The sequence below is a fragment of the Clostridium merdae genome (assembly GCF_900176635.1).
GTDB classification, from domain to species: Bacteria; Bacillota; Clostridia; order Oscillospirales; family Acutalibacteraceae; genus Faecalispora; species Faecalispora merdae.
The window spans coordinates 1088781-1102218 of record NZ_FXLN01000004.1 but is presented as its reverse complement, the minus strand read 5'-3'; the positions used below and the strand labels follow the sequence as shown (position 1 = coordinate 1102218).

Annotated in this window: 16 protein-coding genes; 15 read left to right on the top strand and 1 reads right to left on the bottom strand. The window is 44.6% G+C overall.

The features are described from left to right. From CAN90_RS10910 to gpG, 9 genes are all read left to right on the top strand, one after another. Positions 1–1182 carry a phage portal protein gene (locus CAN90_RS10910; RefSeq protein WP_085833848.1) on the top strand — a complete coding sequence of 394 codons (1182 nt, stop codon included), beginning with the start codon at positions 1–3 and terminating at the stop codon, positions 1180–1182. Then, a complete protein-coding gene (locus tag CAN90_RS10905; RefSeq protein ID WP_085833847.1) occupies positions 1179–1976 on the top strand; it encodes a head maturation protease, ClpP-related in 798 nt (265 codons plus the stop codon). The genes CAN90_RS10910 and CAN90_RS10905 overlap by 4 nt, the downstream gene beginning before the upstream one ends. A 4-nt stretch (positions 1977–1980) precedes the next feature. Continuing rightward, a complete protein-coding gene (locus CAN90_RS10900) occupies positions 1981–3237 on the top strand; it encodes a phage major capsid protein (RefSeq protein WP_242953635.1) in 1257 nt (418 codons plus the stop codon). Between the two features lie 13 nt (positions 3238–3250). Beyond that, positions 3251–3538 (top strand): hypothetical protein, encoded by a 288-nt coding sequence (locus CAN90_RS10895; RefSeq protein WP_085833846.1) that lies wholly within the window; start codon positions 3251–3253, stop codon positions 3536–3538. Further along, positions 3531–3884 carry a hypothetical protein gene (locus CAN90_RS10890; protein WP_085833845.1) on the top strand — a complete coding sequence of 118 codons (354 nt, stop codon included), beginning with the start codon at positions 3531–3533 and terminating at the stop codon, positions 3882–3884. Before CAN90_RS10895 ends, CAN90_RS10890 begins: the two co-directional genes overlap by 8 nt. Next, the gene (locus CAN90_RS10885) at positions 3871–4191 is read left to right on the top strand and encodes a hypothetical protein (RefSeq protein WP_085833844.1); all 321 of its coding nucleotides are present in this window, start codon (positions 3871–3873) and stop codon (positions 4189–4191) included. The genes CAN90_RS10890 and CAN90_RS10885 overlap by 14 nt, the downstream gene beginning before the upstream one ends. Continuing rightward, the gene (locus CAN90_RS10880; protein WP_085833843.1) at positions 4191–4679 is read left to right on the top strand and encodes a hypothetical protein; all 489 of its coding nucleotides are present in this window, start codon (positions 4191–4193) and stop codon (positions 4677–4679) included. The genes CAN90_RS10885 and CAN90_RS10880 overlap by 1 nt, the downstream gene beginning before the upstream one ends. A 10-nt stretch (positions 4680–4689) precedes the next feature. Then, positions 4690–5307: a major tail protein gene (locus CAN90_RS10875; RefSeq protein ID WP_085833842.1), complete on the top strand. Its 618-nt coding sequence runs from the start codon at positions 4690–4692 to the stop codon at positions 5305–5307. A 93-nt stretch (positions 5308–5400) separates the two neighbouring features. Further along, complete coding sequence (gene gpG / locus CAN90_RS10870; RefSeq protein WP_085833841.1) at positions 5401–5733, top strand: phage tail assembly chaperone G; 333 nt, start codon at positions 5401–5403, stop codon at positions 5731–5733. Positions 5734–5947: 214 nt separating this feature from the next. Here gpG and CAN90_RS10865 read toward each other — a convergent pair whose 3' ends face one another. Then, positions 5948–6832: a hypothetical protein gene (locus tag CAN90_RS10865; RefSeq protein WP_085833840.1), complete on the bottom strand. Its 885-nt coding sequence runs from the start codon at positions 6830–6832 to the stop codon at positions 5948–5950. 116 nt (positions 6833–6948) lie between these two features. On the opposite strand from CAN90_RS10865, the gene CAN90_RS10860 reads away from it, so the two are divergent. Genes CAN90_RS10860 through CAN90_RS10835 form a run of 6 tightly spaced genes read left to right on the top strand, consistent with a single transcriptional unit; the run spans position 6949 to position 13424 of the window. Then, positions 6949–9546 carry a phage tail protein gene (locus CAN90_RS10860; RefSeq protein WP_085833839.1) on the top strand — a complete coding sequence of 866 codons (2598 nt, stop codon included), beginning with the start codon at positions 6949–6951 and terminating at the stop codon, positions 9544–9546. Between the two features lie 4 nt (positions 9547–9550). Then, the gene (locus CAN90_RS10855; protein WP_085833838.1) at positions 9551–10396 is read left to right on the top strand and encodes a phage tail domain-containing protein; all 846 of its coding nucleotides are present in this window, start codon (positions 9551–9553) and stop codon (positions 10394–10396) included. Between the two features lies 1 nt (position 10397). Then, entirely contained in the window at positions 10398–11453 is a 1056-nt protein-coding gene (locus tag CAN90_RS10850) for a siphovirus ReqiPepy6 Gp37-like family protein (protein WP_085833837.1), read from the top strand. Continuing rightward, positions 11453–12343 (top strand): hypothetical protein, encoded by an 891-nt coding sequence (locus CAN90_RS10845; RefSeq protein WP_085833836.1) that lies wholly within the window; start codon positions 11453–11455, stop codon positions 12341–12343. Before CAN90_RS10850 ends, CAN90_RS10845 begins: the two co-directional genes overlap by 1 nt. Next, the gene (locus CAN90_RS10840) at positions 12343–12981 is read left to right on the top strand and encodes a hypothetical protein (RefSeq protein WP_085833835.1); all 639 of its coding nucleotides are present in this window, start codon (positions 12343–12345) and stop codon (positions 12979–12981) included. Before CAN90_RS10845 ends, CAN90_RS10840 begins: the two co-directional genes overlap by 1 nt. 11 nt (positions 12982–12992) lie before the next feature. Next, positions 12993–13424, top strand: a complete 432-nt coding sequence (locus CAN90_RS10835) for a hypothetical protein (protein ID WP_085833834.1) — start codon at positions 12993–12995, stop codon at positions 13422–13424. Positions 13425–13438 lie beyond the last annotated feature (14 nt).

Genomic DNA, 13438 nt, shown 5'->3' with positions numbered 1-13438 from the left:
TTGGGGCTTATATCTTTTTTACAAGAAAAGATGGGCGGTAAACATGTACCGGTTAGCGGTTTTGATTCTGCGCTGGTTGAGGAATACGCTGAGTTGGTGGGCGAACTGTGCTACCGTGAATTGGCTTTTTGGTCAGCAATCAACATGATTGCAAATGCGGTCAGCAAATGTGAATTTAAGACCTTTGTAAACAAAAAAGAAACACAAGGACCGGAATACTACCTGTGGAACGTTGAGCCAAACCAGAATCAGAACAGCAGCGGTTTTATTCACAAATGGATAGCGCATCTGTACCGGCGCAATGAGTGCTTGATTGTGGAGTATGGCGGTAGGCTGTATGTAGCTGATAGCTTCGTTAAAACGCCGTATGCGCTTTATGAGGATATTTTCTCCAATGTAACCATTGGAGATTTTTCTTTTACCAGAACGTTTACGCAATCGGAAGTTTTATACTGGCAGCTTGGTGAACGTGACATGAAAAAGGTTGTGGATGCACTGTATGCAGGATACTCTAAACTACTGGCGTACAGCATGAAAGCATACCAGAAATCGCGCGGGACAAAGGGCGTTTACCAATACGGCACGATTCCGGTTGCAGGGACAAAAGAGCGCGAAGCGTTCGACAATATTATCAATAACCAAATCAAAACATGGCTGAACAGCGATAACGCTGCCCTGCCCCTCGGCTCAGGGCAGGAATGGAAAGAACTCACACAAAAGACCTATTCCAGCGAATCCACCCGCGATATTCGCGCTATGGTGGATGATATCTCTGATTTTACTGCTAAAGCGGTTGGCATTCACCCGGCGCTATTGCGCGGTGATGTGCAAGACGTTGGAAACGCTCTGGATTACACATTAACGTTTTGTGTAGACCCTCTTACGGTCATACTGCAAGAGGAAATCAATCGCAAGCGATACGGTTTGAAAGGTATGCAGAGCGGGAATTATCTGCAAATTGACACCAAAACAATCAAGCATATTGACTGGTTCGATATTGCAAACAACGTGGATAAGCTGATTTCCAGCGGCGCACGGAGTATCAACGATATTTTAAAGATGGTAGATGAGCCAACAATTGATGAACCGTGGGCAAATGAACACTTTATTACTCGGAATTACATGCCATTTAAAGAAGCGCTTGAACAAGCAAACACTTTGAAGGGAGGTGAACAGAAATGAAAAAGTATTACTCTTTAGCTACGGCAGGCCGAGAAGCAGACCTTTATATCTTTGGCGACATTGTGGATGCGTTTGAAACCGGCCTGAATCAGGCGTGGGGCCTTGATGGACTCGGAGAAGTATCCAGTTTGTCCATTGCAAACGAGATTAAAAGTCTGGATGTGGATACCATTAATGTCCGCATTAACAGCTGCGGTGGCTATACATCGGAAGGACTGGCCATTTGCAACACTTTGAAAAGCCATCCGGCGAAGATTGTGACATATTGCGATGGCTTTGCTTGCTCTGCGGCGTCGATTGTGTTTATGGCTGGAGAAGAGCGTATTATGGGCGCGGCATCTGCATTGATGATACACAACGCTTGGAATCAGGCGGTGGGAAACGCTGCTCAACTCCGACAGCATGCCGAAAGGCTGGAAAAAATCTCTCAAGCTGCCGGGAATGCCTACGCAGAGAAAGTTAAAATCAGCCGGGAAGAGTTGGACGCTATGCTTGATGGGGAAAATCACGAAGGTACATGGATTTTGCCCGACGAAGCTGTAAAGATGGGTTTTGCAACCTCTGTATTATCTGAGCAGACAAGCGATATTGCCAATCAGAGCGCCATGAGCATGATATTGGAAAAGGTTACAGCGAGAAGCGCACAGACAGCCGCTACAATCCATATAGAGGCTGAGAAGGTCGCAGACATCGTGATGCAAAAGATTACGGCTGCGGCAAAGCAAGAGCCTGCTATCTCCACTGAAAACAACACGATGAAATTTTTGAATGCCCTACTGGGCGGAAAGGATTGAATAAATGAAGAATACTTATCTTAAGCCGAATATCCAGCTGTTTGCAATGAAATCGCTTGACCTTGTACAGAAAGAAAACGCTGCTATTATGCAGAAAATTAACCAGGCGGTTAAAGATGGAGACGACACCGCTTTTTCACAGGCTTTTACAGAATTTGCAGAATCTATCCAACAAGCAGTGCTCTCGGAAGCTAAAGAGCTGATGGCTGCAAACGATGTTGCAGTGTTGGCACAGCGTGGTGTGCGACAGCTTACCGGAGAAGAGACTAAATATTATAACGCTGTAATTGGCGCTATGAAATCTGGAAACCCAAAGCAGGCAGTTACAGATTTAGAAGTCGTAATGCCGAAAACCGTTATTGATTCGGTGTTCGAGGATTTGATAACTGATCACCCGCTACTCGACGCAATTGATTTTCAGAACGCTGGTGCTGTTACGGAGTGGTTGTTGAACGAAAATCCCCGTCAGCTAGCTACATGGTCACCGCTGTGCGCAGAGATTGTAAAAGAGTTGACCTCTGGATTTCGCAAGATTGATTTGCAGCAAAATAAACTATCTGCATTCCTTCCTGTTTGTAAAGCGATGCTTGACCTTGGCCCCGCGTGGCTTGACCGGTATGTTCGTACTGTTTTATCCGAAGCACTATATTTCGGTTTAGAAGATGGAGTTTTGAACGGTAAAGGGCAGACAGCTAATCTACATGAACCGATTGGTATGAGAAAAGATATGGCTGGTTCTGTAAGCCCAACAACTGGGTACCCCGATAAAGAAAAAGTTGTTTTTACTTCTTTCGACCCAATTACTTATGGAGCCTTGCTTGCAACAATGGCAAAAACAGAGAACGATAACCCTAGAATTGTTCAGGGAGTCATTTTAGTGGTTTCTCCCACAGATTATCTAACCAAGGTTATGCCTGCAACCACAGTGCGTGGTGCAGATGGTACTTATACGAATAACGTATTTCCCTTCCCAACAACTGTAATTCAGTCTACCTGCATTGCAGACAATGAAGCAATTATCGGCCTTGGCAAGCGTTACCTAATGGCTGCTGGTACTGGTAAATCCGGAAAGATTGAGTATGATGACAGCTATCACTTCCTTGAAGATGAGCGTATGTACTTGACAAAATTCTACGGCCATGGTCAGCCGAAAGATAACAACAGCTTTAAGCTGCTGGATATTACAAACCTTAAGCCCACTGTGCAGCAAGTGGTTGTGAACGAAGTCAAAGGCACGGTAAAAACAAAAGAACAGGCGTAGGCAGGTGACATAAATGCCACTACCCGAAGGACTGCTTAAAGCAGTGAAAAATTATCTCGATATTACATGGGATGACCCCGATGGCGATACAAAGCTGTCGGGGATTGTTTTGCGCGGAATGCGATATCTGAATAAGACAGCAGGTGCTGAACTGGATTACACAATAGAGGATAAGCCCCGGGAACTGCTCATGGACTACTGTCGATATGTGCGCAGTAATGCGCTAGATGAGTTTCAACGCAATTATCTGCATGAGCTTCTTTCGCTCCAAATTGAAACAGCGGTGAATGCCAGTGATTAAAGGCAAACCGCAAACGCACAACGACGGTACGGTGAGAGTTTACAGGGTGGACAATATTGCGTTGCCCGGAAATAAGCCAAAAGAGGGGCTTGTGTTAAAGCACACGCTCCGTTATAAAGAACGCACCGTAGGATTAACCCGTGTTCGCCTCGCCTTGCAGACGGGCGCAGAGGTGTCTTATGTACTGCGTGTACCGCGGTTGCGTGAGGTATCTCCGCAAGACGTAGCTGTCCCCAACGACGGGCTGCAATACCGCATTACAAGGGTGCAGTACCCGGAGGATACAAGCCCACCCAAAATGGATTTGGAACTGGAAAGGCTGGAATGTGATTATGCAGTGCCTTGATATGATACGGGACGCTTTACTGACTGTAACGGACAACGTGGGTCACTACGAAGCGTTTAAAAAGACGGACCGGTACATTGTTTGGGCAGAAGATGGCGAATATAGCGGTCACGGAGACAATAAACCCACAACCAGAGTTATGACCGGTACAACACACCTTTTTACAAAAATGGATAACGACCCGTTTTTTGATGCAATCGAAAACGCTTTTTCCGGACTTGATATTGCGTGGGGCCTGAACAGCATCCAGTACGAGGATACCACAGGATACACACATTACGAGTGGACGTGGGAGGTGGTGCGCTGATGGCACGATTTGCATTTAAGGCTGGTGATGAATGGGCTTTGAAATTATCCCGGTTAGCTGCTGGCTCTGATGAAATCGCGAAAAAGGCAATTTATGCGGCTGCTGACATTGTAGCGGATAAAATTAAAAGTAATTTAGAAGCGTTACCAGAAGATAAATTCCGTCACTTGCCCAATGGTGAGAAGTTTAATGGTCTACCTCAAAGCCAAAAGGACGACCTTGCCGAAAGTTTTGGAATTACGCCTATCACAATGGATAGTCAAGGAAATCACAATACCAAAATCGGTTTTGATGGCTATGGTAGCGCCCCAACAAAAGCTTACCCGCAGGGTGTGCCTAACCAACTGCTTGCACGCGCGGTAGAAAGCGGCTCGTCTGTGCGAGATGCTACCCCTTTTGTGCGCCCAGCCGTTAACGTCACCAAAAAACCAGCACAAGCAGAGATGGGCCGCGTGGTAGACGAAGAAACCGAAAAAATTATGAAATGAGGTATGTCAATTGGATAAAAAATACGCTGAATTTGTTGGTGTAGATAACCTCCATTATGCAAAAATCACTGAAGACAGCGAGGCGAATTACACCACCGAAGTGCCAAAATATCTTGCGCCAACTGCCGAAATAAGCAGTGAGGTTGAGATAGAAAACACGCCTACCTATTATGATAATGTGGCAGCCTTTAATTATGTTTCAGAAGGAACAACTACTCTAACGGTAACAGTAAGCGGTGTACCTGCTAATACAGCTGCAGAGCTGTTGGGTAAAGATTATGATGAGGCAAACGGTATGGTACTAGATGATGGTGTACCGACTCCGCCGGAAATAGCGTTATCGTTCCGCTTCAATAAAGGCGCAGAAGACTATCGATATTACCAGTACATGAAAGGAACTTTTAGCGGCGGTGCAGAAGAAGCGGCTTCTAAATCTGGCTCTGTTGATATAAAAACTTATGAGCTGACATACACCGCCGTAGTTACAACCCATAAGTTTGCTGTAGGAGGCAAACAAAAGGGGCTGAAACGCATTTTTGCGGACACTGACGATGTTAATTTTAAAGTGGCTACTGCCACCGGTTGGTTTGCAAAGGTACAAACGCCGATTACTACACCAGAAGGGTAACAAAACAAAAGGGGCTTCCTGAAAAATTAGGAGGCCCTTTATACAATTCTGCGCGTGCATGAGCGCAACGAATATTAAATTGGAGGTTATTTTATGAAAACTCTTACTTTACAGCTTGGGAAAAAGTTATATACCGCAAGCCGGGTCACCGCGTGGCAATCAAGAGAAGCTTTTGCAATTAACCGGGATCAGCTTGAGTTTGTGAGGAAAGCAAAATCACTAGAAAATCCGACAGAGGATGATATGGCCGATATTTTAAAGCAAATGGAAGAAAGCAACGACCGAAAGGCAAATCTTATTTGCGAGGTTTACGGAAACAAGTTTACCTCAGACGTGTTGCTCAAGTCATTAACGAGCGAAGAAGTTGACGAACAAATTAATAACCTTGTGTACGGTATCATGGGTATCGTACAAAAAAACGGATAAGGGGCGCAAAAAGCGCCCCGGATGATAATGCTGACCCTGAAACAGTTTTAATTGGTCTGTACAGAGAAATTGCTAAGAACTATACATGGAGTTTATATGAAATTGATAAGACAAGCCTTGAAACACTGTTCGACTTCTTGACTTATCAAGACCCGAACACGCGCGTTATTAATGGTAAAGAGTATCGGCGGGCGCAGGGAGTGCCGAAGTGGCTTTAATCGAACACGCTGACAACAACTGTGTATTTCCCGTCTACATCTTCTTCAATCGATTGCACAAACACTTCTGGTTCAGATTCAAGTAGTTCGTTCAGTTTTTTAGGAAAATAACCTATGTCAAGGCCGCATGCTGCTAAGTATTTTTCTTTTTCAAAATCGTAAGAATATTCTACGCTTTCCCCAACGGAACACAGAGCTATATTATCCTGAAATTCAGATTTGTTAGTACCTGTAAGTTTGTAAGATGTGAATTTAGCCCCTTTTTCCATCAATCGCTTATATTTTGGAGTTCTATAGAACGCTATAAACATTTTAGCGCTCAATTCCCCGTCGTATGCGGAAAGAACGGCTTTTATAGGTTCTGAACGGTTTATAAAATCTCTAATCATATCTTTTTGACGGTTTTCCTGCATCGAACCTATAAGTATATCGCCAATATATATGTATGTTTCTTCTGGCTCAATAGAAAATGTTAATTCTTCGCCACCTACGGCACTGCTCAAATCCCCAAGCACATTAAAAGGAAGATCTCTGTAATTATATTCTAGCTTGTATTCGCCTATAGTATCAGGGATACGTATGATAGGTTCTTTTTCAGGGACAGACGAATCAGGTTGGCGAGATATTTCTTGTTTTAAATTCTGCTGTTGTAAAGGTTGAACTTTTAAGTTCGAGTGTATGTTTTCGGTTAATTTTCTACGTTTTAACTCTTTTGAACTTTGTATTGCATACCAAATTAATAATACATTTAAAGCTAACAGAACAATTCCAATAAAAGGAACTGTGATTGCTGCAATAATAGAAAAAGGGGAAATAATTATTCCAAAGAGCCACCCGAGAAATCTACTTATTTTTAGGTTTTTATTAGAAACCTGTTTCAAATAAATCACTCCTTTTTCACATATTACCATACATTTTATGTATTTGAAATATATTTCAACCACCTTCTTTCGAGAGGGTGGTTTTCTTATACCTGATTTAGAAAGTTGGTGAATTAATGGGATACGATATAGGCCCTCGCATTGGAATTGAGGGTGAGGCGGAATTTAGAAAACAAATCCAGTCTATCACAACGGTTCAAAAGACCCTTGCTACCGAAATGCAAGCTGTAACCTCTACTTTTGATAAAAACGATAAATCTCAAGAAAACCTGACGGCACAAAACAAAGTCCTCACAAAGCAAATTGAAGCACAAAAGCAAAAGCTAGACCTTTTAAAAGATGGGTTGGCCGCTTCTGCCGAAAAATACGGTGAGAATGATAAGGTTACTCAAGGGTGGCAGCAGGCAGTAAACAAAGCAACAGCAGACCTTAATAAGATGGAGCGCCAGATTCAGGATAATAATAACGTTTTAAATAAAGTAGATGATGCTACCGATGACGCTTCTGATGGGGTTAAGGATTTTGAAAAAGCAGTACAAGATGCAAGCGATGGGAGTCTGAAATTTGCTGATGTTCTAAAAGCGAATATTTTATCTCAGGTAATAGTCGATGGCGTAAAAAAACTTGCAAGCGCTGCAAAAGACATGGCAAAAGATTTTATTGAGAGTGCCGCCGGTGTTAAGGCTGAAAAATCCCAGTTTGAGCAAACTTTTGGAGATATGGGAAGCTCGGCGGAAGCTGCTGTTCACAGAGTGGCAACCGCAAGCGGAATACTAGACACCCGGCTAAACAGTACAGCATCATCTATTTACGCATTTGCACGTTCGAGCGGTGGTTCTGCCACTGATTCCATGGGACTAATGGAAGAAGCGTTGCAAGCAGCAGCAGATAGTGCAGCTTATTATGATAAAAGTTTGGAAGACACCAGCGACACGCTGATGTCTTTTTTAAAAGGAAACTTTGCTAATGATGCAGCTCTTGGCGTGTCCGCAACGGAAACTACGCGAAACGCGAAAGCAACTGAACTGTTTGGAAAGAAATACAGTGATCTGTCAGAAATACAAAAGCAGCAGACGTTGCTTAAAATGGTTACCGACTCTCAAAAATTGAGCGGAGCGATGGGGCAAGCATCCCGTGAAGCGGACGGATGGGAAAACGTACAGGGGAACCTAAACGAAACGTGGCGACAATTTCAAGCAAAAGTGGGAACTCCACTTCTTGAAAACTTAATACCTATTATTCAGGAATTAACTGCTGGGTTTCAAGACTGGATGAAATCAATAGATGTTGAAAAATTAGGAGATATGGTTTCGAGTTTCTTTACTTTTGTAAAGGACAACGCTTCGTATATTGTTTCTGGAATTGCAGGAATTGGTGCGGCATTTGCAACATGGAATACGATTCAATTAGCAAATGGTTTAATTAGTTCTGCTACTAAATCTTTTACAAAATTTAAATTGGCCCAAGATGGCGCAACAATTTCACAATGGCTTTTAAATACCGCCATGAACGCAAACCCAATCGGAATAGTGATTGCCGCCATTGCTGCCCTCACTGCTGGATTTGTTGTTCTTTGGAACACCAATGAAGGCTTTCGAAACGCGGTTATCGGTATATGGGAGAACATCAAGGTTGTAATTGGCGGGGTGGTAACCTCCATAATAAACTTCTTTACAATTTCGATTCCAGAGGCGTTTAATTCTTTTATGGGTTTCATGTCCAGTGTTCCTGACTGGTGGGCAGGCGTATGGGATTCCGTAGCGCAGTTTTTCACGGACACGTGGAATGAAATAATCTCATTTATAACGGAGAAAATTCCCGAGATTATTGGAAATATCATAAATTGGTTCGATGAATTACCCACAAACATTGGTCTTTCGCTAGGGGCCACTGTTGCAGGAGTACTTAATTTTGGAGCAAGTGTGTGGACATGGGTCACAACAGAACTTCCTAAGATTATTCAGGGTATTGTCGACTGGTTTGCACAACTCCCCGGCCGGATATGGACATTTTTGAACACTGTAATAACAAACATTATCACATGGGGCGCAAATATGTACACCTCGGCAACAACAGCGGCAACTAATACGGTTAACTCCGTCGGAACATGGTTTTCGCAACTGCCGGGGAAGATATGGGCGTTTCTGGTTGATGTAGTAAATAAGGTTAAGAATTGGTCTCAAAATCTGCTCACAACAGCATCGACAGAAATACCGAAGTTTGTTGGCAAGGTCGTTGAGTTTGTTAGCGAACTGCCGGGCAAAATGCTGGAAATAGGTGAAAACATTGTAAAAGGTATGTGGGATGGCATTTGGGGCTCTATGGATTGGCTGCAAGGCAAAATTAAAAGCTTTGCAAATGGGATTATTGATGGATTTAAAAAGAACCTAAAAATTCACTCCCCGTCGCGTTTGTTTGCGGATGAAATCGGCACCAATATTGCGCTTGGTATTGGTGTAGGTTTTGAGGACAGCATGAGAGCTGTTTCCGCTCAGATGGCATCTGCTATTAGTGACCTAGTCCCCAATTTTGACTTATCTGTACCGGTAGCTGCTTCACCGGCTGTCGCGACCGCAGGCGGAATGAGCGGTGCAGGAGCGCCAATCGTTAATTATACCAGCAATTATTATAGCCCTGCTGCTCCGACACCTGCAGAAGTAAACCGTGTTAACCGCTTAAACGCACAACGGTTGGCCTTGATTGCACGGAGGTAACAGTATGGTTATAACCTGCATCAATCAAAAGGGAGATAAGCTCAAACTAGGCTGGTTTGCTCCAGTTTGGGTAAAGTCCATAACAGGGCTTGGGTCGGATTTTACCGTCACTACTTCCAAAAGCAACGGGCAAGACGGGGCCAATTACACCGGGGCTACTGCGGACATACGCAACATTGTTATCGTTTTAGATGTACACAAAGAAGATTATGTGGAGCAGCGCAACCGGTTGTACCAGTTTTTTCAACCGCGAGCTGCCGGAACTATCCAATACAGTGATGACGATGTGACTCGCAAGACGGGGTATTATGTAGAGAGCGTGGAGCCAAGCGGGGAAGGGGTGCTAAAAAACATCACTGTATCTCTGCTTTGCCCCAATCCGAAATGGTACGACATCGACGAGCAGCTCACGGAACTCGCTTCGTGGGAGGGCCTAATCGAATGGGATTTGGAAATCGCCGAGGAACCATTTGAACTTACTCGCAAAGTAAATACCCTCATTGGTAATGTGTACAACGGTAGTAATGTCATGCAAGGCTTAACAGTCAAGTTTCGAGCGACTGGCGAGGTAATTTCTCCATCACTGTACAACATAGATCGACAAGAGCTCATGAAAATAAATCTCACAATGCACCCGGGGGACATGGTGATAATAACCACTGAAACCGGGAACAAGCGTGTGAAACTAATCAGCGGTGGCGAGACCACTAACATAAACAATTATATGGCGTATCCCCCGGTATGGCTGCAAGCTTACCCGGGGGATAATTTGTATCGGTATGATGCAGAGAGTGGTATTGATAATCTTGATGTGAGTATCATCCACACACAAGCGTATTGGGGAGTGTGACATGGATTTACTAATTTATAGCCAAACCATTGTGAATATAGGCGTGATAGATAGCTTTTCCTCCCTCCGCTGGAGACGGAAATATTTTGAGCCGGGAGAGTTTGAGCTGCACTGCCCAGCTACCGCAGATAATCTTACAGCACTGGCTCCTGGAAACATCATCCACCGGACAGAACGGAAAGAAGCTGGCATCATTGAGGGCGTTGTTGTGGGTGAGTCCACGGCAGGTGGCGAAGAAATCACCGTCACCGGGCGTATGGGAACTAGCCAACTCTGCCAGCGAATTATCACACCAACGATTAATTACAGCGGTTCGGTGGAGCTGGGAATGCGAAAGGTAGTATCCGACAATGCAATCTTTGCTCGTCCGATTGCTCAACTCGCCCTTGGTGAGTTACACGAATACACTGAAACCTGCGCTTTTCAGGCGACTGGAAAAAACGTGCTGACTACGCTAACGGCTCTTGCAAAAGCGTCTGGTCTTGGATATATCGCTCGTTTGGACGTGCCGAATCGGCAATGGGTATTTGAGGTATACAAAGGTGCTGATAAAAGTGTGGTGCAGAGCGCCGGACCTTATGTACTGTTTAGTGATGAGTTTGGAAACATCACCAGCCCGCAGTATACCTATAACGAGCAGGCGTTTAAAAACTACGCCTATGTGGCAGGTGAGGGCGAGGGCAACGCCCGAGTTTTCGTTGAGGTAGACCAAACTAACGGAGAGCCCAGGCGAGAATTGTGGGTAGATGCCCGCGACCTGCAGAAAGGCGAGCTGACCGACGCACAATATCGGGCGCAGCTCGTCCAGCGCGGGTTGGAAAAGCTGGCAGAAGCTGCCCGAACCGAAAGCTTTGAGGCGGCCGCTGTGGACACCGCTAACTTTGAGTACCTCAACGATTGGGACTTGGGCGATATTGTGAGCTTTGAAAAGTGGGGGCTACTGCTCAACCGCCGGATAACGGAAGTTGAAGAAATTTACGAAAACAATGTAGCAACAATAACACCGGTATGCGGTACTCCGCTGCCGGAAACTCTTAATTTAGGAGATGATATTTAATGGCCGAAACAAGCGGATTTTTTCGGAGTGTAAGCGGTGACCGGAAATACTCTACAGACTGGCTGGCAAAATGGGTATCCAGCTTTATAGGTAGCGGTGTTTATAACGGGGAGCTTGCCCTATCTCCTGGTGGAGGTATGAGTGTAACACTCCCCGTTGGCAAAGCGTGGATTAACGGCTACTACTACTGCAACGATGCCCCCATTACCTTGCCAATTGCCAATGCTGATGGCGTATTGCATCGCAAAGACACGATTGTGCTGCGATGGAATGTAAATGAGCGCAGTATTACAACGCGGGTATTGCAGGGCAGTTTTGCAAGCAACCCCATAGCGCCAGAGATTGCGCGCGACTTGGAGCTATACGATTTAAAGCTTGCTGAAATCAGCATACCGGCAGGTACAACAGCAATCACCCCGGCACTGATTACTGACACCCGGCTAGATAAAGCAGTATGTGGCATTGTTACTGGCGTGGTTAATCAGGTTGATACGACCACTTTTTACAATCAGATTGCTGCGGATTTGGCTCAGTTTAAATCTACCCAGCAGACTGACTTCGAGGCGTGGTTTGATAATGTTAAGGATATTCTCGACGAGAGTACGGCAGGAAACCTACTCAACCTGATAAACTCCCACACCGCCGACACCACCGCTCACATGACGCAGGCACAGAAAAACCAGCTTGCAGTAGCCATACAATCTGCAACAATTGGTGGGGCGGCAGTGACCAAAAACGGAACAACATTGCAGTTACCAGCTTACCCTACAACTCTACCAGCTAACGGTGGTCTCTCTGCCAACACTACCTCCATTGCCAGTGCTCTCACTGTATCTACCTCAGCACCGTCCTATTACATCGGTGCGGGTAAGATTTGGGGTGTGTACTAATGCCGGAGTTGTGGATACCAAGCGGTGGCGTGAACCGTAAGCAAAAGGAGTTGTGGCTGCCCCAAGGTAGTGTGAACCGAAAACAGAAAGAGCTGTGGGTAGCAAGTGAGAGTGTAAATAGAAAGATTTTCACTAGCGGAGTAGGTTATACAATTAGTTGGCGTACGGTTCAGAACGATTGGAATCTATATGTAGATGATTATGGAAATTTAGTAATGAGTGTATCTCAATCCAATAAAAACAGTGAGATTGATTTTCAGTGTGCTGTGGATTTTAAACTTGATGCTGCAATTAGCATAGAAAAACTACAAGAAGTTTTTAATTTTTATAATTGCACAGTGGAAAAAGATTATGCTGAAGTAGCTATAGGTTTATCTTTTCCGGATTTTCCTCCAACAAGCCCGCCTTATTGGTATAATGGACGAGTCGTAAGTCGTGCGAACTTATCCAGCTCATTTACTTTTAAGAGTGTAAATTACAATATTTATGGAATAGAAAATATTTCTATTTACATCAGTGCAACTCTCAAATCAACAACGTCCCACGGCTCCAGTTTTTACTTTAAATGTCCAATGTTTTTCTTTTTAAATGAACTTGTTACTGGAATTAGTGGAACATTGCCTATTTATCAAACATAAGGAGACTGATTATGATACAGCAAATCATTTTCGTGGATGGCACAATCATTAAAGTGGCCAATATTAACGCGGACGGAATTTATTATCAAGGCGCACAAAGGGACAGTTTGGAAATCCAGCTTGCTAAAGGTGCAATTGCATTTGATGCTTTAGACGCTTTGACCAGCGATAGTACAAAAACCAACCGTCTTACCATTGTCACGCAGGATGGAGACGCGCAGACGCAGGAGTTTTATGACCATTACGTGCTGCGCACAGCGCTGACGCTCAAGCCGATAACGATTACACCAGCCACGGCAGATGCAGCAGCCGTTACCGAGGACAGGCTTTGTATTACATTGGCGCAGCTTACTTACACAGAGGTGCAGCAAGCAACGCAGGCGGCTGAGATTGCCGATATGCAAGCCGCTATTGCTGCTTTGGCGTTCGGAGGTGAGGCATAATGAGTATTTTACTT